Origin of the sequence: Cellulophaga sp. BC115SP (assembly GCF_009905545.1) — a bacterium.
Taxonomy (GTDB): domain Bacteria; phylum Bacteroidota; class Bacteroidia; order Cytophagales; family Spirosomataceae; genus Flectobacillus; species Flectobacillus rivi.
In genome coordinates, this window is the sequence record NZ_JAAALB010000033.1 from 39,584 (window position 1) to 65,787 (window position 26,204).

The window sequence follows — 26,204 nt, forward strand, 5'->3', positions numbered from 1 at the left end:
TGTCCTAAGAGTAAATAGGCTTAGGTCGGTTATTTGATTAATAATTTTTGATTGAGTTCAAAGTCATACAATGTGTAAAGTCTTAGCTTGAAATAGGCTTGCCAATAGTCTCTCAAAGCCTGAATATAGTCTCTTTTAGCACGGTCTTTTTCTTGCAAAGCAATTCCCAAATCTGTGATACTGAGGTCACTAAGGATAAATCGATCTTGAGCAATCTGGTAACGATTTGTTGCAATATCATCGGTTTCCTTCGTCAGATTTACTTGCTTTTGGAGCATTTCAAACAAGGTTACTTGGGTATAAATTTCTTGTTGAAAAGTAAGCTTATCTTGTTCTACACTTTGTTGGGCATATTGCAAATTAGCCTTTGCGGTTTCTACTCTTGCTTTGGAGCGTCCCCAATCCATAATCGGAAGAGTAAACTGTATTTCCACGAATTGTCTATCTTGTGGTTTTTTGTAAACATCCAAAGGCGTATCTCCACGATTTGACAAACCCAAAGCCAAATTCAAATTGGCATTTAGACCGTTTTCTTTTTTAGCTTTTTCCATATCCCGTTCAGCTTCTAGCATTCGTCGTCTAAAGGCAATAGCATCCGAACGATTTCCCAAAGCCTCCGACAATGCCTTTTTTTCATCCACTTCAAACAAGCGAATCTGAGCAGGAATCAACAAATCAAACGATGCTTCGTCGCGGTAGCCGATAAAAGTTTTAAGTTTCAATCGAGCTACTTCAGCTTGTTGTTTGGCTGAAGCCAAATCCTTTTGAGCATTCAATACGGAGAGTTTGATTTGTAATAAATCGTTTTCAGATATTTTTCCTAGGCTCAATCTTTGTTCAGCTATTTTCAAAAGAACTTCGTTATTCTCAAGGTTTTTATGGGCAATCTGCAAATTTACTTGCGCCAATAACAAGTCAAAATAATACTCTGCTGTAGCCAAGGAGATTTTCTCCATGTTTTCAATCAACTGTTGTTCGCTTTCGGCATATTTGAGAGGTTCTATCAACTTATCCCATTTCATCAGATTGAACCTAAAAAGTGGCTGATTCAATCCAAACGCCAAAGGAACGCCATTGTAAAGTGTCAATTTATTTTGAAAATCATCAAATCGCTGTAATTGATTCTGAACATAAATTACCCCTCCCGTTTTGGCAATACTTTGGCTCAACGATAAAGTCAGCGTTGAGTTATTGTTAGAAACAGACTGAAAAGCAATTGCTCCATCGGGCTGCTGTACCTGAATAAACGAGCGAGTAAAACTAGGCAAAGTTCCTCCCAGACTTAACTGTGGCTTATAATCTGCCAAAAAGGTTTTGTATTGCCAGTAATTCGTGGCTTTTTGCGTATGAGCTTGAGTGGCGGAAATGGATTTTTCTCTTGCTAATAAAATTGCGCCATCCAAACTCAAGGCTGGTTGTTGAGCCCAACTATGCCAACTAATCAGCCATAAAAAAAGTATCTTTCTCATGGTTCAATCTGAATTTGGTCTAGGTGTTTGTATTGACTCATATCGGTTATAATCACTTTCTCGCCAGGTTTCAGCCCTTGCTTGATTTCTACAAAATCAAAATTGCTTAGTCCAGTTTCTATTTCTCTACGTCTGGCTGTTTTACCATTTTCTAGAACAAAAACAGGTAATTTTCTTTTTCCGTTAAAAGCAGGACCATTCGCTATTCTGACAACATTATCAACTTTTTGCGTAATGACATATACTTCCACTTTCATATTGGGTCTGAGTAAGGTACTACGATTGTCATCCAAACTTATCGCAAACTGTATTACGCCATTTGAGACTGCTGGTTTAATCTGAACAACCATTCCTCTCAAAGCTTGGTCATTAATCCTAACAATTACGGGCAAGCCTACTTTCAATTGTTCTGCATAAACATCCGAGCATGAGCCTTCGACTCTGAAGCTTCCCAAATCAGCCAATTTTGCTAGCATTTCACCCTCATTCACGGCAGTACCAATTTTATCATTTACCCAAGTCAATACCCCTGCACGGTCGGCAACGATGTCTGCCATTTTAATTTTATGACTCAACTCTTTCAAATTCTTTTCTTCAATGGAAGCTTGTAACGTATAATCTTTCAAATTTGCTCCAACAGATTTTTTGTTATAGCTCAACTCATTTTCTAATTGAGATTTTTCAAGTTCAGCAATTCTCAATGCATTTTCGGCTTTAGTTATGTCTTCTTGAGTTCTTCCGCCTACCTTCTGAAGTCGTTTGGTATCTTCAAGTTCAGCTTTTAGTCGATTAATATTTAGCTGCTTTACTTTGTCGTTGATATCTGAATCAAAAATTTTTTTATTCAAATCCATTTTCAGTTTCTCAATACTATTCTGTTTGAGAGCCAACTGGTCTTTGAGTTTTTCTAGCTCTATCATCGTCAACGACTTGTCTAGCTCTACAATGGGTTGTCCTTTCTGAATTTTGGCACCAACCGTAAAATAGACTTGCTTGACGCTAGCTTTAATAGGCGTTGTAATGATTTGCTCAAAAGCAGGAATTACTTCACCTGTGGCAGTCAGTGTATTTTCAACGGAGCCTATTTCGGTTGTTGCCACCCGAATTTTATTGGTATTGATAGATGATTGTAAAGTGTTGTTTAAAAAGTAAACAGCAATACCCAAACCACCAGCGATAAGCGCTACGGTAGTCCAGCGTTTGTATTGCTTTTGCTTGACTAGGTTTTTAGAGATTTCTTTGTCCATAATTGTAATGATTATTTGTATATAGTAATTCCAAACACAATGCCAAAAGATAACCAAATGATTTACAGGGTTTTACAAAATATAGTATCCTAAAAAACTGTGCGATTTCGAACACCTTGTGCGGATATGAACGTAGGTGAGTATATGTTCAGGACAAAAAAAGGAAAGCTGAGTATTCAGAACAGAAATTGACTATATTTACCAAAATGATTTACCTGATTTAGGTAGAAAAATCTGACTTCAGATAACTTTAGCAAACAAAAACTCATTGGATAAATTTTTGTTGAAAGATTACCCTCTTTCAATCAGAGCTTTATCGACATACTTGATACAATATGAAAATCGGTTATGCACGTGTAAGTACACAAGAACAAACGCTCGACCTACAAATTGATGCATTAAAAAAATATGGCTGTGAAAATATTTTTACAGACAAAGTTTCTGGCTTGAAAGCTCACAAACCAGAATTTGAAGAAATGATGAAATTTGTTAGAGAGGGTGATACTGTTGTTATCTGGAAACTCGACCGCTTGGGTCGCTCAACAAAGCATTTGATTGATTTGGTTGCAGAATTAGAAAGGCGTAAAATCAACCTTGTTTCTCTTAACGACCCTATTGATACTACCTCACCAAGTGGAATTCTGGTCTTTCAAATTTTTTGTGCGTTGGCCGAACATGAAAGAAATATCATTGTGCAAAGAACTAAGGCAGGTTTGGCTTCGGCTCGTGCCCGTGGACGCATGGGTGGTCGTCCTAAAGGTTTATTACCTAAATACCAAGATATTGCTCCAGCTGTAAAAGAACTTTACGATGCTCAAAAACTCTCGACAACGCAAATTATGAAGTTCTTCAAAATTGGAAGTCGTCGCACTTTTTACAAAATCTTAGCGCATGCAGGTGTTAAGGTTCAAGGATTTACCAAAAAACGAACACGACGCAAAGATGATACCCAATAATCTAATCTCGTTCTAATGCACTTTATACCAATGTATTAATACCTCTGTCTTACTTTTGTATTCAAGTAATTAGGGTTGGGATTAAGATTTAGGAAATTAAGCCATTAGTACATTTTCATGCATCAGTTATAGTCTCAAAACTCATGGCTTAATTCCTAAACTTCTTTGACAATTCAGGTTTAAGTCTTTTACTCATTAAAAATTTGACGGGTTTAATCTTTATTGCTAAACCCTCAAACCAAAACAGACAGACGAAACAAAACCAATTACTTATTAAAATTATATCATGGAGAAACAGCACATTTTGATTGTAGAGGATGAGCAGAAGGTAGCTAATTTCATCAAAAAAGGACTTGAAACCCAATCCTTTGAAGCATTAATCGCCGAAGATGGTCAAACAGCCATCGACGTATTTTCGAAGCATACATTTGATTTAATAATTCTAGACATTGGTTTGCCCGATATGAGTGGTTTGGACGTTTGTGCCAAAATACGTGAAAGTAATACCCAAGTGCCCATTTTAATGCTTACAGCACTGGGAAGTATGGCCGACAAATTGAGTGGATTCGAAGTGGGCACTGACGATTATCTCGTAAAACCTTTCGACTTCATGGAATTATTAGTGAGAGTCAAAGCACTTCTCAAACGCAGCACCCCTTCTTCTACATCACCCAATGAAATTTTGAAAGTAGCAGACTTAGAGTTAGATCTTGCACAAAAACTAGCCTTTAGAGGTGGAAGACAGATTGAACTCACTGCCAAGGAATATAGTCTACTTGAATACCTAATGCGTAATCGTGGTCGTGTAATCTCGAAAGTTGATATTGCCGAAAACGTATGGGACATCAATTTTGATACAGGTACCAACTTTATTGAGGTATATATTAATTACCTCAGAAATAAAGTGGACAAAGGCTTCGAAAACAAGCTCATTCACACAGTTGTAGGTATGGGATATGTTCTAAAAGCAAAATAACTATGACGATTCGCACTCGACTCATCTTGATGTTTAGTAGCATCGTGGTGGCCTTGTTGGTTCTTTTTAGCACTTTTTTGTATTGGGAAGAAGAACTACACCGACAAACAGTATTCAGCAATCGTCTAAAGCATGAAGGACTTACCTCTGCTGAAGCGCTTTTTGGTAACGAAAAACTAAGTCCTCAGTTATTAAAACTTTTAGATAAAAACCAAATGACTGTACTCGATAAAGAAGAGGTAGTCATTTTTGATAAAAATAAAAAAATCCTTTATGAAAGTGGTACTGACTACTTCGATATTCCTACCAAACGCTTAGATGAAGTTATTCAAAATGGTGAAATCTATTGGCAAGTAGGTCAAGGTGAAATATTTGGATTTAGATACCATGTAGGAACAAAAGAGTTACTAATTTTTTCATCGGCAGTAGATGTCTATGGTCTGAGTAAACAACGAAATTTAGCCATTATGCTCATTACGGGCTGTCTATTGACAACTTTAGTGGTGTTTTTTGCAGGGTGGTTTTTTGCTGGACGTGCACTACAGCCTATCAATCGTATTATCAAACAACTCGATACCATTACGGCATCAAACATGGATTTGCGATTGGATGAAGGAAATAGAACTGATGAAATTGCCCAATTGTCACTACGTTTTAATCAGATGTTAGAGCGTTTACAAAAAGCATTTCGTCTACAAAAATCATTCGTGGCACACGCCTCACATGAATTAAGAACGCCTTTGACTGCTATTACAGGACAAATTCAGGTATCCTTATTAGCAGATGATTCTCCAGAAGAATTAAAGGCAATGATACAGTCAGTTTTGGAGGATGTTCAACAGCTCAACAAACTGGCAAACGGTCTTTTAGATATTGCTAGCATGGATTCTAATCAGATTCCGCTCAAGTACAACTTAGTTAATCTAACTGAGTTGCTCTGGAGTGTGCGTCAAGAACTAACCGAAAAAAAGCCCGAATATGAGGTTTTATTATTTCTTGAACAGGAAAAAGATATGATGCCCGAGCTATATGCTCACGAAGCATTGCTTTACACGGCTTTGATTAATTTGATAGAAAATGGGGCAAAATTTTCAGATAATAAGACCGTTTCAGTCAAAATTGAATGTGTAGACGATGGTGCAAAAGTTTCTGTTCAGAATACAGGTAAAGTAATTCCTGAAAAAGAAATTCAAGAAATTTTTGAGCCTTTCAAGCGTGGTTCCAACGCTCGAAATACACCAGGGCATGGTGTAGGGTTATCTCTGGTAAAGAAAATTGTAGAACTGCATCAGGGTCAGATTCAGGTAGAATCGTCTGAAAGTCAGGGCACAACATTCACTGTGTCTTTACCTTATAGATTAAAAAGTAAAATCTAATTTCGTTCTAAGCTGAGTCTGAAGTTGTCCTAATGTCGAGGTTGCATCTTTGTAACAGAAACAAAAACAAAGAACCATAAAACAATCTCGTCATGAAAACTTGGATATATGCACTCGCTTTAGTTTTGACTGCCAACTTAGCAGCAGAAGCACAAAATAATTGGACCAGCGACCCTGGTTACAGTACACACAACTACAAACATCCCAACAAAGCTGCGGCTGCAAAAAAACAAGCCGAAAAGAATCACAATACAGCTTTTGTGGTAGTTGGAAAAACAAACAGAGATTACAAAAAAATTGCTAATGAAGCTACTGAGAAAAAACTTTTGCTTGATTATGGTAAAAGTCCAGAAGAATTAGCCAATGTAAAAAACTATAAAATGCCACATACAAACACTACCAACTCTGCTTCGGTTGAGAAAGAGATTGCAGTAAAAGCAGAGGGGGTAGATAAAAACTAAAATCATTGTATAGAGTTAGTTGATTTAAAGGCTTGTTGGTGCTGAAAAGTATTTCGACAAGCCTTTTTCCTAAATATTACCTGTACAAATCCGCTAGCAATATTGAATTTTTATCTCATTAAAAATGCTAATTAACCTGTTCAGTGTAGTTCTGCTCCTATTTTAAATAAGATGACTTTATTGAAAAAACATAATGCCGATGATCAGCTACATTGGTGACATGATACGAATTGAGCAGCTAAAAATATTCATATTAAATTGTTGGTAAAAAGCACTGTTAGACCACTTGGCTCGAAACAGTGCATCTTTTTTTACGGCAATTGATATGAGGAAGATTAGTATTAATGCAAAATAAAATTGCATTAATATGCTTTAGGCAGTAAGCCGTATGCATTAGGCAAAAAAGCTTCAATTATTTCATGAGAAGTTCTTTTCAACTTTTATCTTACAGCTTAAAGCCTAGAGCTTAATGCGAGTAAAATTATTTTAATTTTGCCCACTATTTTATTACCTTCTATTATATTGGAGCTTCTGGAATGGAGTTAGAATAGCTTTCTGGCAAACGGAAAACTCTCATATCATTACTCATTGAAACACAGCTAATTATTTTTCAAGATAAAAAAATAAGGTGACCTAATTGCTTAAGTCACCTTTTTCTCCAACTTCATCTGAAGTCTGGAATTACTAACCCGATATTAACGAATTACTCTGAGGCATTTGTTCTCATTGAGAACTTCATGTTCCTAATAAACCTATCTTTGACATTACAAAGATGTACAATGCTTTTTATATATTTTTATTTATATTTTATAAGCTAATCATAAATAATATTTATACATTAATTCAAGTATCTGCATGCTAAAGCTTTAAATATCTTTCTTGAAACTATAAAGAAATGGTGCTTTGTGGGATTTTCCTGTAAATTGTTTTTCATGCCTGTTCAAAATTCCTTTTGCCAACATAGAACGCTGAAAAGTCGTTCGTCGAATATTTTGACCTAATATCAACTCATATACTGTCTGCAACTCTTTCATGGTAAATCTTTCTGGTAAAAGATTCATACCCACTAACTTTTTATCTAAGTTGTCTCTCAATGTCTCAAGTGCCTTTGCGACGATCATGTTATGATCCTGCATAAGTGTAGGAAGTTGGTCAATATTATACCAACAACAACTGTCAGATAATTCATCTGGCTGTGGATTTACACCTTCGTAATTGATCAAGGCATAATATCCCACCGAAATAAACCGATCTAATAACCAGCAATCCTCTACAGGGCTATTTCCACCCCCATTCATAATCATTTCCATCGCCTCAGGAATATATCTTTCGAGGCTTCCAAAAACATGAAACTGCTCCAAATAGATATTGTCTAGGCCTGTACGCTCTCGAAGTCCACGACGAACGGCATCGTCGAGACTCTCATTAATTTTGACAAAACCACCTGGTAAGGCAAACAATTTAGTATTATGATACTCCGAAATAAGAATCTTTAATTGCTTGCCATCGAAGCCAAAAATTACCGAATCATAAGCTATATGTGCTAAATATCCCGCTTCCTTCGCCGAAACCACCTGTGTAATATTTACTTTATCCATTGTCGAATATAAAAAAAATCTATGAAATAATTGTATTATTTAGTTTTTCAAACTACTATTGTCAGCGAATGAGACAATAGTAAAACATTCAGAACAATATCCAATGAAAATCCTCAAATCTAGTATTGCTGTGATTGCTTTGTGCGCATCCAGCATCTCTATGGCACAACATGCCGAAAATGCTTACGCTTTCCCTGTTCAAGTGAATGTTGAACAAGGAATCATTGAAGGCGAATTTGACGTTCGCAACAATATTCAGAGCTACAAAGGTATTCCTTTTGCCAAACCACCTGTTGGCGACCTTCGCTGGAAAGCTCCACAAGCACCTGATAAATGGTCGGGCGTTCGCCAAACTAAGAAATTTGGTCCAAGAGCAGTACAACCTGCTTTGTTTGGTGACATGGGTTTCCGCAGCGACGGCATGAGCGAAGACTGCCTTTACCTAAATGTATGGTCACCTGCCAAGTCAAATGACGAAAAATTACCTGTTTTGGTATATTTCTATGGCGGTGGTTTCGCTGCTGGCGATGGTTCAGAGTATCGTTATGATGGCGAAAATATGGCAAAAAAAGGAATTGTAACAGTAACTGTCAATTATCGTCTGAATATTTTCGGATTTTTCTCACACCCTGAATTAAGTAAAGAAACGTCATATAAAGGTTCAGGTAATTATGGCTTGCTTGACCAAAACGCAGCCTTAAAATGGGTACAAGCTAATATTGCCAAATTTGGAGGCGATCCCAAAAGAGTAACTATTGCAGGCGAATCAGCTGGTTCGGCATCGGTAAGTGCTCAAATGGCTTCTCCCCTATCCAAAAACCTTATTGCAGGAGCTATTGGCGAAAGTGGCTCGTTATTAACCGCAACTCCTTTGGCTGATGCCGAAAAACTCGGAGTTGATTTTGCGACAAAAGCAGGCGCTAAATCGTTAAAAGATTTGCGTGCGCTATCTACTTTTGAGCTATACCAAAAATATAGAGCACAAAATGCTGGTTTCAGAACAACGCTAGATGGGTATTTTTTCCCAAAAACTTTTACCGAAATTTTTGAGTCAAAACAACAAGCAATGGTTCCATTGATGCTAGGCTGGAATTCGGAGGAAATGAACTACCGTGCTCTTATGGCTGGCAAAGAGTTGAACAATGAAAATTATGCCCAGCGTGTAAAAGAATTATACGGTGCTAAAGCTGAAGAAGTTTTAAGACTTTACCCAGCGGGAGCTCCAGAAGTAACTGAACAATCTGCAACAGATTTGGCTGGTGACCGTTTTATTGGTTTTAGTACTTGGAAATGGTTTGATTTACATAGAAAAAATAGCGAACAGCCTGTGTATCGTTATTTCTACGCACAACCTCGTCCAGATATGCGTGAAAGCGATTTGGAAGCGGGTTTAGCAGGTGGCGTAATCAAAAAAGACAAAAATGCCCCAAAAGCTCCGAAGCCTAAAGGCGCTGTTCACTCTGCCGAAATTGAATATGCTATGGGAAACTTAGCGACCAACAAGGTATATGCTTGGACAGAAGACGATTATAAAGTATCGGAAACGATGATGAACTATTTTGCAAATTTCATCAAAACAGGTAATCCAAACGGTGAAAAATTGCCGAATTGGCCAGCAGCCAAGAATGAAGAAAAGCCAGAAGTGTTAATCATTAATGCCAATACCAAGGCAGTTCGTTCAGAAAATGAAGCGAGATATTTCTTTTTAGATAGAGATTTTCTGAAAAAATAATATCTTAATTATTTGGCTTTAGGCCGTAGGCATTATGCAGAAAAGCTTCCATACTCCACAAGTTTTTAGCATACGGTACAAAGCCTAGAGCTTAAAGCTGGAATTTTACCCAGTAACCCCAAAAAGTGCTAGCGGCACAAAGTGAGTGAATAAAACTCACTTTGTGCCGCTAGCACTTTGTCCCTGTTCACTCTATTACAATTTTATCAAACCCAATGCTATTGCTTCAGGAAAAGAGATTTCATCTTGAAAATCTGGCTCAATAATAACACCTTCGCCTAGTTCTCGTAAATGTCTCCACTCCGCTTCTAGTCCATTTTCTAGTATAAAACTACCTCTTACAATCAAACTCAAGTGTGCTACATTTGCTTTTTTCATGCTAGCACTTACTTTTTTCAATGCTTCTGTTTGCTTAATAGAATTGGTTTGAGCTATTTCTTGAGATTTATTTGAGACTACCGCCTGAAGCTCTTCTAGTGATTCTACGGGTTTTTCTACGGTAGCCTTGGCTAATTGTTGAATCAGTTTTTTCTCAATTTTTTTGCTTCCTTCTAAAACTTGCTGTTTTAAGGCACCTTGCATTTTGTCAATTCCTTGCGCAAAAACGGCATCACGTTTAATGGTGGCAGGACTTACTTTAAATTCCTCAGCCAACACAGATGCTGTATCTACAATATCGGTGTAAGTGCCACGCAAACCACCTTGGCGGTTTTTCATACGTTGATACTTTAGACCTCTAAAATACGAAAGCTGCTCGACAGTCATATTTCGGCGTCCTACCTGAAAGTCAATCATAAAATCTTTTACTTCGTCTATCGAAGGAAAAGTCATCAAGTCAATTTGAAAATCGACTCTATTTTTCTGACAAATTTCATAACGGTGATGGCCATCAAACAACACGAAAGCAGGCTCACTAGGCGTAGGATGGCTTGGATTTATTAATCCTTGCGTTGTATCCCAAACCAACAATGGTGTACGACAGCCATTGGCAATAATGCTATCTTCTAAAGATTTATATTCTTCGGCGCTCAAACTCGGAATAAATTCTTTGAGCTCTGGTAAAACCAAAAGGTTCTTCTTTACATTTTCAGATGAAATTAACTTATTGTTTTTGAGCGTATTAGCAGTATTAATAGCTACCTGTTTTTTAAAATCTATCCCTTTCATACCCCTTGTTAGTTATTAATCACTTGCAAATATTCAACGTATTCATCACAAAAATCTTTGTAACATTTATAGGCTTCCGACGACGCATTCAATGTTCCTAAGGTAGCTTGTAAAGCCTGAGATTTTTGAAAATCAATCAAGTGTCTAATTTCGGTATTGAACACCCTAAAATCACTTCCCATGTTAGCTCTCAACGCTTCTTTGAAGCCATCGTGAACGGTATTCTTTTTGACCATCGTAAAAACAATTCCATCCAAGGTCAAGTCACGATTGGTATGTGTTTTTACTTCGCTGATACGGTTTAACAAAGAGTTTAGTCCCTTCAAAGATGATGACTCAGGAAGCATTGCAATGAGGGTAGAGTTGGATGCATTCAATGCTGATACGGTCAACTTACTCAAACTTGGAGGGCAATCGATGAGAATATAGTCGTATTCCTCCAAAAGCGGCTCAATTTTATGCTTTAATCGAACGTCACCACCTACTTTTGATAACAAATCAACCTCGATTTCTGCTAAAGTAATATCGGATGGTGCCAACCAAAGGTTTTCTAAAATCTGAACTGTAGGTAATTGGATATCGGTAAATAGGCAATCTGCAATTTGCAATTCAGGATTTTCTATGCCCAAAATTTGAGATAAATTACCTTGTGGGTCAAAATCAATAAGTAATACTTTAAAGCCTTTTCTGACTAATGTTTCACCCAAACAGGCTGTCGTGGTAGTTTTTCCAACTCCACCTTTGTGATTTACAATCGAGATTACGCGAGCACTTTGATAGAGGTATTCGTTATAGCCATACTTGCGTAAAATAGGTTCTAATTTGGCCAAATCATCTTCGCTGAGTTTTCGAGAACCATTCGAATTGAAAACTAAATCTAATTTGCGTTTGGGTAATCCTGCTTCGTCATTAACTCCATTGACACTAAGGGATGGGTTATGGCGAAAAAAAGAGACTATTTTCTCTAAAGTCAGGTTGCTTCTCATAAATATTGTTTCGTAAACTTGATACTATGATCAAATAATGTGTTGATTTTCTAGAAATAATTTAACCCTAATGCTTTGGCTTGGGCGCCGTAATGTTTCACTAAACCTTCAAACAGATTCAAATCGTGATAGTGTTCGAGCGTTGTAATGACTATTGCTTCAAATCCCGTGTTTTCATTAAAATAGGCCAAAAAGCTATCAAGGCTAATTTCTGTACCTACTTTGGATACGTAGCTGTCATAATAAATCGCAGAAAAAGCAGAAGTATTGAGCGAATTCAAAACCCTTTGATACAATTGATGATTCTGTTGAAGTGACTCTAACACCAATTTTTTCTTTTGCTTGTACACTTCATGTAAAAAATCATCTTGCTGTTGCTTAAGTTGCTCAAGTTGAAGTTTTTCATTTTCCGACTTCTTCAATACCGCCTTCAGTACTCGCTTTTCTTCTTCTACAGCCTTTTGGCGCTCTACCAGTTGCGATGAGCTAACAATGGTTTTGAGATATGCAGGAATATTCTTGATTTTCTTGGGCTCTTTCTCCAGTTCTGTTTGTACATATTCCACACCCAAAATCACCTGTTCGATAGGATATTGCTCAAGCCAATTCTGCAACGTCGACGAGTCTATCCCCCAAACTTGTACAATTCCAGAAAGTCTCTGCAAAGTACTTGACTCAAAATTGGGTTGGGTATTTGACTCGACCACTTCATAATTTGAATCTTCTGCTTCTTGACTCGTTGGATTAGTCTCTACTTCCAACTGAGCTTGCGTTTTGTTAGGGTTTTTCCGAATCACAAATTGCAGAGCTACTACTTTTTTGCCTTCTTTGATTTCATTAAAATCAAAAATCAAATCAGAGTTTTTAATCAGCTCGTCTTGCGCTTTGACAACTACTTTTTGCTTAAACAAACCGTATAACTCATATTTGTTTTCGAGATTAAACATCCGACGCATTTCTTCTACGGTAAATTGAAACTTGCCGAAACGCTCAAACTCTTTACAAAAACCATAAAACCGAATAGCATACACACTATCCATCGACACGATGTTGCGCACATCGATGTAAGTAAAATTCTTTTTGAGTTGCAACAAATAAGCATCCAACATAGGCGGAAACAAAAAACTAAACGCGCCCTCTTTTTTGTGATATTCGATTTGTGCTAAAATGTTGGCCACTTTCCACCCTCGCTCATCTTCCAAGAAGATTTCTTTCTTCATCAACTTCCGTGACTCCTTTTCCAACAGGTTGTAGAGATAATCACTAGTTTTTGTTTTTAGAAACTGAGATACTTCCGAAACCTTCACTTTGGTCACCTTAAAACCAGAAGAAGTCTGGTCTGTATTTAAAACCAAAAAGTGAAAAATCTTCATTTGAAAGGCTGTTAAGTCAAACCTTGCATTGAGCAATGGATTTCCCAACACCACCATGTAAGAACTACTGGAGATTCGCTCCAATGCTTCTATTTCTTTGTTTTCTTGGGTAGTTCTCTTTTTAATACCTTGCTTCATAGTTAATCTCTCATCATATTCTTTCAAAATTTATATATATCAAAAATAGTGATTCAATTTTGTATCAAAATTACAAGAATATTTTATTAATGCAAGTAAAATAGATTCAAAATTGTATCATTGTAAGATTTATAAATGCTCCTAGAAATTGTATTTTTCCGATATTACAAATAACACTCTAAAAGTTATACTTGGCACTTCAAAAGTTATATTAACACACTCCAAAAGTTATATTAACACACTCTAAAAGTTATACTTGACACTTCAAAAGTTATATTAAGCACTCTAAAAGTTATATTAACACTATGTAAAAAACTGAAAATCAATTAGTTACGCAGGAGGAAATATTAGGAAATACTTAAGGAAATAAAAAAGAAATACTCTCAAATGTAAAAAGTGAGATTTTTTTGATTGTTTTTTGAAGAAAAAAAATTGGATAAAAATAAAGGATACTTTTAAAGTCAAAATCCACTTTTTTTTGTAAAACTCCTACTTTGTGTGAAATAAGAATTTTTGCGCCAACACTTCAAAAGTTATATTTAAAATGTTTTGGCGAAATTTAATCCTTTATGGCAACACTCTAAAAGTTATGGTTAAAAAGTACTCTATTTTGTTTAGTCTGTAGAGTCACTAGATAATTAGTGCTTTTTTGCCTTGAAATCTTCGATTTAAGACACTTTTATAGTTCTTGTGTGTAAATACTTCACTTAAACTTAAAATGTTGCTAAAAAACGTGGTTTATGGAGGTTTTACTCAAATGACTTGAATAAAAATCTTAGAAAGCAAGTTGAATCAAAATTTTCTGAGGATTTTAATCTTCATATCAATATCCTCATTCCTTAGAGCAAAGTATCACGATGATACTTTGCTCTAACGTAACGAACCTGATGAATGTGAAAAGATGAGTGTTGGTGAAGGATTCAAGGTTGAGTTCTTGGTCAATGCACAAACGAGTAAACTTATTGTGTCGGTTTTAGGTGGTTGTTTGTGTATGCTTTGAAAATTTAGGAAAGAATACTGAATTTATGAGCGAGTTGAAAGGTAAGAGTTTCAGCTGTTGATGTTCTAGTCTTGAACGGATTACATTTAACAAATAGGTTCTCAAACAATTATGCTTTGAAGCGCATAAGAAAACTTGGTAAGATGAAGTATAATTAATAATAAATTATTTTGAAATTTTCAAAAGTAGCAAAATTGGATACTTCATAAAAAGTGCGTTTTCAAGAAAATTAAGCAGAAAAGCAAAGTGTCACAGTGATACTTTGCCCCTCTTTCACACTTCAAAAGTTATATTTAGAAGCCTCAATAATATAACTTTTGAAGTGTGATTTTAGAAAATTTGATTGATTTTTGTGGAACAAAATGGCTAAATTATCTAAGGTTTTGGTACTGACATTAGTCAAAAAAAATCCCATCAAAGGTCTATTTTTGATGGGATTTGAAATTATTTGAACACTGTTTTTATCACCACAGGTTGATGATCAGAGGGATATTTGTTGTCGTAAGCATCTGTTAATACAGCATATTTTAATACTTCAAAATGCTTATCTACGAAAATATAATCGATTCTATCTTTGAGCGGAGCATCATGTTTGAAACCATTAAACGTACCCACAGGACCATAAGGAGGCATTTTTGCCACTAAGTATGAATCGCCCAATGAAGCTTGCATGATTTTGATTTGCTCTGTATCAGGAGTAGAGTTGAAGTCCCCCACACAAATTGCAGGCGTGTTTTTAGCAATCTCCTTAATTTTCTGAACCATCAAGAAACCTGATTGACGGCGAGCCTCAACGCCTTGGTGGTCAAAATGCACGCTGAAGAAATAAAATGTTTTGCCTGACTTAATTTCTTTAAATTTTCCCCAAGAACAAATACGATTGCAACAGGTAGCATCCCAGCCTTTTGAGGGTTTATCTGGTGTTTGGCTCAACCAAAAATCCCCATGTTCTAATAGCTTAAATTTATCTTTTCTATACACGATGGCAGAATGCTCTCCCGCTTCTTTACCATCATCACGTCCTACGCCTGTGTAAGTATATTCAGGCATTTCGACCAAGTCTTTTAATTGACCTGCAAAGCCTTCTTGCGTTCCGAAAATATCGAATTCATGATAACGAATTAGTTTTTTTACTTCCTCTTTTCGGTTTGGCCAAGCATTGATACCATCACCAGCCGTGTTGAGTCTTAAATTATAAGTGGCAACATTGAGTGTTTGAGATGAAGCCTCTTGCATTAAAAGCAAGCCCGCGATAAGTCCGAGGATTTTTTTCATAAGATGAGATTTGTTTTAGTTGATATAAAAATTGAGTGTTTGGGGCAAAGTATCACAATGAGCTTTTGCCTAGTTGGTTTCGTCACTGATGATACTTTTTACTTTTTTCGCATTTTTGATTCTATAATTGAGAGTAAGATTAATTTGTCGTCTTCTAAATTGAGAGCTTCCGTCGGTGATAAAATTGGCTCCTTCCGTCACAAAGCGAGAAACTCTTGTGTTGAAAATGTCCATAATATTCAAATTAAGCGTTCCTTTTCCTTGAAAGACCTCCTTACTTACTGAAAAATCGATATAATACATGGAGAGTCGTCGGCCTTGTACCGTTTTTTGCGGCGCTTCATAATTGGCTCTTACCTGAATATCTAGGCGGTTGGGCAAGCTAAATTTTGAGGTATGTCTTGCAAACCAGCTTTGCGTATTTCGTTTATAATTTTCGTCGATATTACTTCCATCCATGTCGGCATTGAAAATACTAAAACTAAAATCGCTTTTCCACCATTGGTAAAAATTGACTTGTGAAGCGATGTCTAAGCCAAATGATTTTTCTCCTGTTAAGTTTTCAGGTCTTGTTGTAGCAAACCCCAAATCATTCACGCTTCTAATCGTTTGAATTTTGTCTTTGGTATCTCTGTAGAACAAAGATGAACTTAAAGACCCAAATTTAAAGTATTTGATATGACCAATTTCAAAAGCATTTGTAAACTCTGGATTAAGATTTGGATTACCTCCAAAAAAGTTGCGACTATCCGAGAACGTAGCAAAAGGACTTAAATCATTATAAAAAGGTCTTCTTACCCTACGACTAAAGCTAAGTTGTAGAGAGTTTTCGTTGGGCATCTCCCAAGCAATATGGGCACTTGGGAATAGATTTGAGTAATTTCTAGGATTTACTTCATTGGTTTCTCGTAGAGTAGTTTTTACATTCGTCCATTCAGCTCTCAAACCAATCTGGTAAGATAGTTTTTTGTATTTGTCACCTACGATTCCATACACTGCATTGATGTTCTCGGTATAAATAAAATAGTTTTTCAACCCTGGTAATGGTACAAAGACACCATTCTCATTTTGTTGATTTACCACATAATCATTGACCATATCTCTAAAATTGGCTCTTGCTCCTACTTCAACTTTTCCATCCTTGTGGATTGGTTTTGAGTAATCCGTTTGAAATAGCCATTGCTTTTCATATTCATCATTCAAGGAGTTTTGTAGCAAAGTCTGGGCTTTATCAATTGAACCATTTGGCATAAACGCATTTTGAGTAAATAATTGGTCAGAGCGCTCCCAATTATCGATATAGCGTACTTCAGCAGAAAAGCTATGGTTTTTCTTATCAAAATCTCGACGATAGGTTAATGCGTATTCCGAGTTTGGTTCGGTTTCTTTTTCGTCTTGTTGACGATATGTTGTTCTGATGAGATTACTTAATGAATTATAATAATCTCTGTAAGTTAAATCTGTAATTCTACGAGCATCTGAGCGACGAAATAAATAGGATGCAGTCAAATAGCTTTTTTCAGAAAAGAAATAATCCAAACCTCCCTGAATGTTGTTGTTAAAGCCCTTAAGGTTACCATTCCTATCTTGATCCGAAATAACGGTTGTGTCACCATTAAATACTTGTTGAAAATTATGGGCAATATTGGGCGTAATACGATAAGCAATGCCATAATTGAGAAAAAAGTTTAGCTTTTGATGACGGTAGTTCATATTTATACCTAAGCCTTCATTGACAGGATAACCCGTAATCACATCAAAAGAACCATTGAAACCCTGTTTTTTATCTTTTTTCAAAACAATATTAATAATGCCAGCCATACCTTCTGCTTCATATCGTGCCGAAGGATTCGTGATTACTTCTACCCGCTCAATCATGCTTGCTTGTAATGATTGTAGTCCCGCACCACCTTTGAAACTTACCAATCCTGATGGTTTACCATCAATCAAGATACGGACATTATCGCTTCCACGAAGTTTGATACCGCCATCTGGCTCAACAGATACCGAAGGAATATTAGTAAGAATGTCACTGGCTGTACCACCTGCATTAGCTAAATCTTTTCCGACGTTGAATACACGTTTATCTAGCGCCATTTCCATCGTACTTTTTTCTGCACGGACTTCGACTTCCGTAAGTTGTTGACTTTGTGTTTGGAGAAGAATAGTACCAAGATTAATCGCTGCATTTGATTTATCAAGGGATAGTATATCGGATTTCCAGATTTTGTAGCCCATAAATTCAGTAGCTACAACATAAATTCCATAGGGAACTTGGAGTGAGAATGTGCCTTTTTCGGTGGTAATTCCTCCTGTAATTAGTTTATCAGTTTTTGCATCAAGTACACGAATACTTGCATAAGACATGATTTCAGAAGTCTTTGAATCAATAACTTTCCCGCTAATGGTGGCTTTATTTTGAGAATAAAGCGGAATACTTACAAGAATAGAAATGAAAGCAAAAAGAAAGGTAAAAGTAAATTTCATAAGTTAAATAGTATTTTAATTGGATACATAAAAGTACAAAGTAAAATGCTAGACTCTATCCTTGCATAAAGGGCAAAGTATCACAATGATCTTTTGCTTAGCATAGCAAAAACCTTCTTGCTAGTTCAAGCCTTATTCTTGGACTAATTTTTTCAAACAGTTTAAAAACTGAAGCAATATTGAGTCCGAGACAGAGTCTCGAACTATTGAGCAAAGTATCATAATGAGCTTTTGCTTGGTTTTGGAAAAATACTCTTACTAGTTCAAGATTTATTCTTGGACTAATTTTTTCAAACAGTTTAAAAACTGGAGCAATAGTGAGTCCGAGACAAAGCCTCGAACTAGAGAGCAAAGTATCACGATGAGCTTTTGGTTAGTTTTGGAAAAATACTCTTGCTAGTTCAAGAGTTGTTCTTGGACTCTTTGTTTTAATCAGTTTTAAAACTGAAGCAATAATTAGTCCGAGACAAAGTCTCGAACTAGAGAGCAAAGTATCACGATGAGCTTTTGCTTAGCATAGCAAAAATCTTCTTGCTAGTTCAAGCCTTATTCTTGAGCTTATTTTTTCAAACAGTTTATAAACTGAAGCAATAGTGAGTCCGAGACAAAGTATCGAACTAGATAGCAAAGTGTCACAATGAGCTTTTGCACCTTGATTATGGGAGAAAAATAAAGGGCAAAGTATCAGAATGACACTTTGCCCTTTAAACTAAAAACGGTGTACGCAATTATTTATATGCTGAAATAGTTTGAATTGTCCCATCTGGATTATGGTGTAATTCAGTCACTTTTACATTTCTTAAATGTGTTTGTCCTGATAGCTGAACATCGTGATAAAACAAATACCATTTCCCTTTTACTTCAACTATAGAATGGTGGTTTGTCCAGCCTTCAACGGGGTTTAGTACAACTCCTTTGTAAGTAAATGGTCCATAGGGAGAATCTCCTGTGGCATAACTGATAAAATGAGTATCACCAGTAGAGTAGGAGAAATAGTATTTTCCTTTGTATTTATGCATCCAAGCAGCCTCAAAAAATCTCTTATCATTGTTTCCCTCCAATAATACATTTCCTTGCTCATCTAAGATTTGAATGTCTTTTGGACTTTCTGAAAAACTTTTTAAATCAGGGGATAGTTTGGCAATCTTGGGTAGTAGCGCTTTTTCGTTCGCTTTTTGCAGAGCGCCATTAGCATCATATTTACCTGTTTTCCAACGTTGCAATTGTCCACCCCAAATACCGCCAAAATACATATAATAGCTACCATCAGAGTCTTTAAAAACTGCTGGGTCTATACTAAAACTGCCTTCGATGGGTTTTGGCTCAGCTTTAAATGGACCGTAAGGTTTTTTACTGGTGGCTACTCCAATTCTAAAAATACCTTCTTGGTCTTTGGCTGGGAAAAATAGATAATACGTACCGTTTTTGTAGGCCGCATCTGGTGCCCATAATTGCTTGCTAGCCCAAGGTACATCCTTCAAATCTAATGCAACACCATGATCAGTAACTTTTCTACCGATTTTGTCCATTGAAAGAATATGAAAATCTTTCATGTCAAACTTGGCTCCATCTGCATCTCTACTAACATTCGTTTCAATATCATGCGAAGGATAGATATAAATTTTTCCTTCAAAAACATGCGCAGAAGGATCCGCCGTATAGATATGCTTTACGAGTGGTTGAGAAATAGGCTGTTTTTTCTGCTGAGCAATGGAGATTTGCGATAGCAAAAAAAATGCTGATGTATATATACCTAAACTTCTTATTTTCATTTTAATAATACAAAATAATTATATTTAAAATTTACTTAAATATTTGTTTATAAGTTTTTTATATAAAATCAAAGCAATATTATTTAGAAACCAATAGAGTTGCCTCCATCTACAGGTAATGATGCACCAGTAATATATTTTGCAGCGTCTGAAGCTAAAAATACTACTGCCGTACCAATATCTTCTGGTTTTCCAAAAAAGCCCATAGGCGTTCGGTCAAGTGCTTTATTCATACGTGCAGGGTCACTATTCATAGCTGTTTGCATCATGGCTGTTTCGATAAAGCCAGGTGCTACTGCATTGACCCTAACTTGGCTAGGAGATAAATCCATCGCTAACGATTTTACAAGTCCTTCGACGCCGTGTTTTGAGGCAGAGTAAGCAGGTACTCGGTCGATACCATAATAGGCAGCCATAGACGAAATCATGATAATATTTCCCGATTTACGACCCACCATTCGTTGAGCGACAGCTCTTGTTAAAGAAAATACAGAGTTAAGATTCGTATGAATAATTCGTTGAAATTCTTCATCAGTTACTTCTAAGGCTGGTTTTTTCATGTTTATTCCAGCATTGTTAACGAGAATGTCAATAGTCCCGATTTGTGTTTCGATATGCTCAACTAGGTTTTCTAATTGGTCAAGCACTGTTACATCGTTTACCACATATTTGGCTTTATCTCCTAATTGCTGAACGGCTTCTTGAAGTGCATGTTCACGACGTCCTGTAATGACAACCGTCGCACCAGCGTTAATCATACATTGAGCTATGGCAAAGCCAATACCACTTCCGCCGCCAGTAATAAGGGCAATTTTATTATCAAGTCTAAAATTCATAAGGTAATTAAGTTTGGGTGTCGAGCTAAGACTCTGATTTAAAATGTTTACTGACAGATTATTAGCTCGAAGTTTTAATTGAATGTTATGCTGTAAGCGTATTACCATTAATGGAGCTATTTCCACAAAGGCAAAATGAATGTCTATTTACTCAAGGCTTAATGCCTATTACTTAAGTTGATAAATTCGAACAATTTCTTTCATTTCGTCGAGCGTTCTGGATGGCGCTTGATATGGGGCAGGAATGGCTTGTTTTGAGTATTGTTGAAAGTACAACACGCAAGCATCTCGCCAATTCAGTGCCTCACGATGCTGAGCGGCTAATCGACCAGATACATCAGCAAATATTTGTGGGTCGATAGAAGACTGAACAGAATTCCATTGTTTTTGCATCCACTCTACTGATTTAACGCCCTCGTAGTAGCGACTAGCAAATTCATTCCAGAGCGTTTTGCCAGAACTAAGTTTTTTATTCCAAGAAACATGGTGAAACCACAGTAAATAGGGGAGAGGACAAGTATCTGGATTTCCCCACTGAGTTTGAACTTCTTTGGCATATAACCCAAGAGCATTACTTCCTTGGGCAGTTCTGTCAAAACCAAGACCTACAGAGTCGGCGCGATGGTAATAAATGGCTGTCCAGTCGGGGCGTGCACTTTTTTCGAGCCAAGGTTCGGGACCAAAGTGAATATTTTGTCCCATTACATGATGCAGGCCAAGAGGGGTTGTAAAATCCACATAAATTTCACGGGATTTCATCATCAAATCTTGAATCGTCGCAACTGCTTTAGGCTCTTGAGTTAGACTCATTTTTATCCATTCTGAAGCAATTTGTTCAGAGCTAAGACTATGATTCCACGCCAATCTACCAAAGGCATACCAATTGGCTTGAGACATTAAATGCCCCGTCCAGTTACGATCTGAACCTGTATTAGCTACACCAGCTATAGCCGTAAGTGAATGATTATCAACACTTCCATCAACGATTTTTGCAACTGTTGAACCCTTGCCATTAGAATAAGTATCACTTTCTAGACACTCTTTGAAAAGTGGTGCTTCGTACACAAGATTGGTACTAAAGCCCAAATATTCTTGTGTAAGTTGGAATTCCATAGCAAGTGGCGTTTTTGGCATAGCACCAAAAAGCGGATGGAATGGCTCACGAGATTGGAAATCTATCGGTCCATTTTTTACCTGTACTAACACATTAGAAGCAAACGTGCCATCAAGAGGCTTAAAATCCTTATAAGCTTCTTTGAAACGGTCGCCTTTGGGATCGGCAGCGTAAACAAAAGCACGCCAAATGACAATTCCTTTGTAAGGTGCTACTGCTTCGGCAAGCATATTGGCGCCATCGGCATGAGTTCTGCCAAAGTCTTGAGGACCAGGCTCACCTTCAGAATTAGCTTTTACCAAGTATCCTCCAAAATCAGGAATAGCAGCATAAATTTCCTTAGTGACATTTTTCCACCAATTTCTCACTTCTGGAGCCATTGGGTCAGAATTTTTTGCACCAACCAAAAGTTTTGGCGCTGCAAAATTTAAGGAAAGAAATACCTTTATCCCGTAAGGACGAAAAACATCTGCTAGGGCTTTTACTTTTCCGATATATTCTTTGGTCAAAAATCTAGCACTGGCATTGACGTTATTCAAAACAACCGCATTGATACCGATTGAGGCATTAGCACGAGCATAATCGATGTATCGTTGGTCTATTACTTCTGGTAATTCATACCATTTCCACAGAGAAGAACCCGCATAACCACGTTCGATAGTACCAAGGGGATTATCCCAGTGGTTGAGCATTCGGTACTTGATTTTTGGTGAATCCGTGATATTGATTTGTGCGATTGAACTTCCACTTTGTAGTTGTCTCAAAAAAGCAAAAGAACCATATAATACGCCAGAAGCTGTACGAGAACGAATTACGATATTCTGATTTTCTTCTCGAATCGTAAAACTATCTTCCGCAAGTTGATTCGTTTGTTCATTTTGAATAACTTGAAGAATGATAACTCCCTTTTTTCCTGCTGGAGTAGTTAAAATCGAAATCTTTTTCCCTAATAATCCAGACAAACCAGCTTGAAGTTCTTTTTTGGCTGTTTTTGTAATAGCATCCTGATTATCAGAGTAAATGAACTGACATTTTTGAGCATAGCTATTTCTTTGTTGAATATTAGCAACAAGGTCAAATTTTAACCAAAGCCTATACCCATCATCCGCATGAGCCAATTGAGTGATGCTCAAAAGTAGAATGATAATTAATTTTTGAAAATATCTCATACGTGGTAAGTTAGTAGGCAAAATAAAATTTAAGATTGTGCTTTGTGCTTTCAGGTAAGGGCTTTCGGCGGTGGGCTTTGGAAAAAAGCATGGCTGTGGTTATTAAAAACATTTTAAAACTCTTTGCCTTGTTCCTGTTGCCTAGTGCCTTTTACTACAATATGCTCCTCTTGATTCCTAATTCCAGTCCTCTAAGTTCTGCAAGCCCTTTTAATCGACCAATGGCAGAATAGCCCGGGTAGGTTTTTTTCCCATTCGTCAAATCATCCAGCATCAAATGACCATGATCGGGACGCATTGGGATTTGACGTTCGGCTCCTTTTTTGTTTTCTTCCAAAACTACCGCTTTCACTACCTCATACATATCGACATCGCCAGTGAGATGTGCAGCTTCGTGAAAATTCAATGGGTTTTCTTCTCTTTTGGTAGTTCGTAAATGCAAAAAATGAATACGATGTCCCCAACGAGTTATCATTCCTGCTAAATCATTATCTTCTCTAACTCCCAGAGAACCAGTGCAAAATGTAATGCCATTGGCTGTGACGTCGCATGCTTGCATGAGTTGTACCAAATCAGACTCGGTACTCACAACACGTGGTAAGCCCAAAAGAGACTTTGGAGGATCATCAGGGTGGATACATAGATTGACGCCCAGTTCTTGGGCTAGCGGTGCAATCTGCTGAATAAAGTAATACAGATTGGCACGAAGTTCGGCATCACCTATATGAGCGTAATTATTTAATAAACCTTGAAAAGTAGTAAGACTAAATGCTTCTTCTGAGCCGGGCAAACCTAGCAAAACAGTATTGGTTAACTCCTTAAGTTCATCCTCTGTCATTTGCTCGAATTTAGCTTTTGCAGCCTCCTGAACCTCTTGCGTATAATCATTTTTAGCATTGGGACGTTGAAGGATATATAAATCGAACAAGGCGAAATCTTGCCAAACAAAGCGTAGGGCTTGAGAGCCATCTGGCATGCTATAATTGAGCTTGGTGCGCGACCAATCTAACACAGGCATAAAATTGTAGCAAACAATAGTAACCCCACACGCCGCCAAATTGCGTAGAGAAGCTTTGTAGTTCTCAATATATAAATCACGAGAAGGAAGTCCTTTTTTGATATCCTCGTGCACAGGGAGACTTTCTACAACGAGCCATTTTAAGGATGAATACTGTTGATTATCAGCTTCAATGATTTGAATTCTTTCTTGAATGGCCTCTTTAGACCATATTTCACCGACAGGAATTTGATGGAGAGCGGAAACAACCCCCGTACACCCTGCCTGGCGAATATCCATGAGCGAGACAGGGTCTTTAGGGCCAAACCAACGCATAGTATGTATCATACTCAGTAGTTTTTGGAAATAGTACTTCTTTAAAAAGTTCAAGATTTTCGGAAATCATTTCCGATACTTGATATTAATTTGGGGAGATTTGAACTAAATGTAAGGCTATATTTTTATATTAAACAAAGTTTTTCTTGATATATTTTTATAAAAATATCGCAAACGTTTTCGAAAACGAAGCCGATATATATCGCTATATTCAATAAAAAGTTCTACTTTTAGAAATGCGAATCTACTTGTATTTTTGACGATAGAATAGGTAGATGTTATGTATAAAAAAAATACAAAAATGAGGTTGGAGATAGTAGAATTATGCCAAGAAGTAAGGGAGTATTTGACTCAGGCAATTATTCTACATTTACATTAATACGCATTAGGCTATAAGCCTTAGACAAAAATGTATTTATGGTTTTTTAAAAACACTTCTATATTTTAGGCTTACAGCAAATAGCTTACTATTGCGGGTAAAATACCCACAAACTTACTAAGACACAATCAAGCATACACTATATGATACAATGCACTAATTGTCAAGAAACACAAAATTTGGTAAAGGCAGGCTTTGTAAGAGGCAAGCAGCGGTTTCTTTGTAAATCTTGCGAAAGTTATTTCACTGTACAAACTACACCAGTTACGCCAGCTAAGAAAAACCACCAAACGACCATCGTTGATATTGCAAAGGCCTTGGGCGTTGCGCCATCTACTGTTTCGAGAGCCTTAAATAATAGCAAAGAAATTAATGAAAATACTCGACAAGAGATTTTGAGGGTAGCTCAAGAACTCGACTATCGCCCTAATTTGTTGGCACAAAGCCTCAATAGGGGAGCTACAAATACCATTGGCGTGGTGATTCCAGATATTCAGCGACCATTTTTCGCTGGGGTATTGTCTGGTATTCAACAAGTGGCGAGTAATGCGGGTTATCGAGTGATGATTTGCCAGTCAAATGAATCTCATTCGACCGAAACGCTCAATGTTCAGGCTTTAATGAGTAGTCAGGTAGATGGTTTGTTGATTAGTCATTCTGTCGAAACAACCTCTTTTGAGCATATTAAACTCCATCTGAATAGGGGAATTCCGATTGTTCATTTTGATAGAGTTGCCTATGAGCTTCCAACCGCTAAAGTGATTCTTGATAACTTCAGAGGTTCTTTTTTGTTGGTAGAACATCTCATAAAGCAAGGGTGTAAACGCATTGCTATTTGTGCTGGTCCTAAAGAGCTACTGATTAGTCAGGAGCGATTTGAAGGATATAAATCTGCTTTACAAGAATACGGATTAAGTTTCGACCCTGATTTGGTTTATCATATAGGTTTTAGAAAAAACGAGGCTGTTGATGCGCTAAATCAATGGTTATCATTGGAATCGCCACCAGATGCCATTTTTGCGGTTCATCATGGCAATGCGATTGAGCTTATGGTAGAATTGAAAAAGAGAGGCATCAAAATTCCAGCGCAAATTGCTGTGGCAGGTTTTGGGGATGATCAAATTGCTGAATTAATAGAGCCAGCCTTGACTGTTTTTCATCAATTTCCTTTACAAGTGGGCGAAATAGCGGCTAATACCCTCATCAATAATATTATCGATGGTGATAATTTTGTACCAGAAGATATTATCGTACAAGGAAAATTGGTTGTGAGAAAGTCTTCCTTGAAGATTTGAAGATTTGAAGATTTGAAGATTTGAAGATTTGAAGATTTGAAGATTTGAAGATTTGAAGATTTGAA

General features: G+C 36.9%; 18 protein-coding genes. 6 read left to right on the forward strand and 12 right to left on the reverse strand.

The genetic code is table 11. The features are described 5' to 3' along the window. Positions 1-29: 29 nt before the first annotated feature. Both GVN22_RS19590 and GVN22_RS19595 read right to left on the reverse strand, forming a co-directional pair. Positions 30-1,469 (reverse strand): TolC family protein, encoded by a 1,440-nt coding sequence (locus tag GVN22_RS19590; RefSeq protein ID WP_166552703.1) that lies wholly within the window; start codon positions 1,467-1,469, stop codon positions 30-32. After that, positions 1,466-2,716 carry an efflux RND transporter periplasmic adaptor subunit gene (locus GVN22_RS19595; RefSeq protein WP_166552704.1) on the reverse strand — a complete coding sequence of 417 codons (1,251 nt, stop codon included), beginning with the start codon at positions 2,714-2,716 and terminating at the stop codon, positions 1,466-1,468. Before GVN22_RS19595 ends, GVN22_RS19590 begins: the two co-directional genes overlap by 4 nt. A 335-nt stretch (positions 2,717-3,051) precedes the next feature. Between GVN22_RS19595 and GVN22_RS19600 the strand changes: the two genes are divergently transcribed. From GVN22_RS19600 to GVN22_RS19615, 4 genes are all read left to right on the forward strand, one after another. Continuing rightward, a complete protein-coding gene (locus GVN22_RS19600; RefSeq protein WP_166552705.1) occupies positions 3,052-3,672 on the forward strand; it encodes a recombinase family protein in 621 nt (206 codons plus the stop codon). Positions 3,673-3,958: 286 nt separating this feature from the next. Next, entirely contained in the window at positions 3,959-4,648 is a 690-nt protein-coding gene (locus tag GVN22_RS19605; RefSeq protein ID WP_166552706.1) for a response regulator transcription factor, read from the forward strand. Positions 4,649-4,650: 2 nt separating this feature from the next. Next, positions 4,651-6,024: a HAMP domain-containing sensor histidine kinase gene (locus tag GVN22_RS19610; RefSeq protein WP_166552707.1), complete on the forward strand. Its 1,374-nt coding sequence runs from the start codon at positions 4,651-4,653 to the stop codon at positions 6,022-6,024. A gap of 92 nt (positions 6,025-6,116) precedes the next feature. Next, positions 6,117-6,485 (forward strand): hypothetical protein, encoded by a 369-nt coding sequence (locus tag GVN22_RS19615; RefSeq protein ID WP_166552708.1) that lies wholly within the window; start codon positions 6,117-6,119, stop codon positions 6,483-6,485. 866 nt (positions 6,486-7,351) lie between these two features. Here GVN22_RS19615 and GVN22_RS19620 read toward each other — a convergent pair. Further along, positions 7,352-8,083: an NUDIX domain-containing protein gene (locus tag GVN22_RS19620; protein ID WP_166552709.1), complete on the reverse strand. Its 732-nt coding sequence runs from the start codon at positions 8,081-8,083 to the stop codon at positions 7,352-7,354. Positions 8,084-8,186: 103 nt separating this feature from the next. Between GVN22_RS19620 and GVN22_RS19625 the strand changes: the two genes are divergently transcribed. After that, positions 8,187-9,815, forward strand: coding sequence for a carboxylesterase/lipase family protein (locus GVN22_RS19625; RefSeq protein WP_166552710.1), 1,629 nt, complete (start codon positions 8,187-8,189; stop codon positions 9,813-9,815). Positions 9,816-10,010: 195 nt separating this feature from the next. Here GVN22_RS19625 and GVN22_RS19630 read toward each other — a convergent pair whose 3' ends face one another. The 9 genes from GVN22_RS19630 to uxuA all read right to left on the reverse strand — a co-directional run bounded on the left by GVN22_RS19630 (position 10,011) and on the right by uxuA (position 24,477). Further along, on the reverse strand, positions 10,011-10,982 hold the full coding sequence (locus GVN22_RS19630; protein WP_166552711.1) for a hypothetical protein: 972 nt from the start codon (positions 10,980-10,982) through the stop codon (positions 10,011-10,013). A gap of 8 nt (positions 10,983-10,990) precedes the next feature. Beyond that, positions 10,991-11,968 (reverse strand): ParA family protein, encoded by a 978-nt coding sequence (locus GVN22_RS19635; protein WP_095163861.1) that lies wholly within the window; start codon positions 11,966-11,968, stop codon positions 10,991-10,993. Between the two features lie 50 nt (positions 11,969-12,018). Beyond that, on the reverse strand, positions 12,019-13,479 hold the full coding sequence (locus GVN22_RS19640) for a replication initiation protein (RefSeq protein WP_166552712.1): 1,461 nt from the start codon (positions 13,477-13,479) through the stop codon (positions 12,019-12,021). A gap of 1,444 nt (positions 13,480-14,923) precedes the next feature. Beyond that, entirely contained in the window at positions 14,924-15,754 is an 831-nt protein-coding gene (locus GVN22_RS19645; RefSeq protein WP_166552713.1) for an endonuclease/exonuclease/phosphatase family protein, read from the reverse strand. Positions 15,755-15,823: 69 nt separating this feature from the next. After that, complete coding sequence (locus tag GVN22_RS19650; protein WP_166552714.1) at positions 15,824-18,241, reverse strand: outer membrane beta-barrel family protein; 2,418 nt, start codon at positions 18,239-18,241, stop codon at positions 15,824-15,826. A gap of 728 nt (positions 18,242-18,969) precedes the next feature. Then, on the reverse strand, positions 18,970-20,013 hold the full coding sequence (locus tag GVN22_RS19655) for a glycoside hydrolase family 43 protein (protein WP_166552715.1): 1,044 nt from the start codon (positions 20,011-20,013) through the stop codon (positions 18,970-18,972). 83 nt (positions 20,014-20,096) lie between these two features. Beyond that, complete coding sequence (locus GVN22_RS19660) at positions 20,097-20,849, reverse strand: SDR family NAD(P)-dependent oxidoreductase (RefSeq protein WP_166552716.1); 753 nt, start codon at positions 20,847-20,849, stop codon at positions 20,097-20,099. 168 nt (positions 20,850-21,017) lie between these two features. Further along, a complete protein-coding gene (locus GVN22_RS19665) occupies positions 21,018-23,132 on the reverse strand; it encodes an alpha-glucuronidase family glycosyl hydrolase (RefSeq protein WP_166552717.1) in 2,115 nt (704 codons plus the stop codon). Between the two features lie 154 nt (positions 23,133-23,286). Further along, a complete protein-coding gene (gene uxuA, locus GVN22_RS19670; protein ID WP_205690970.1) occupies positions 23,287-24,477 on the reverse strand; it encodes a mannonate dehydratase in 1,191 nt (396 codons plus the stop codon). Between the two features lie 510 nt (positions 24,478-24,987). Here uxuA and GVN22_RS19675 point away from each other — a divergent pair. Beyond that, positions 24,988-26,139, forward strand: coding sequence for a LacI family DNA-binding transcriptional regulator (locus GVN22_RS19675; RefSeq protein WP_166552718.1), 1,152 nt, complete (start codon positions 24,988-24,990; stop codon positions 26,137-26,139). The last annotated feature ends 65 nt before the right edge of the window (positions 26,140-26,204 follow it).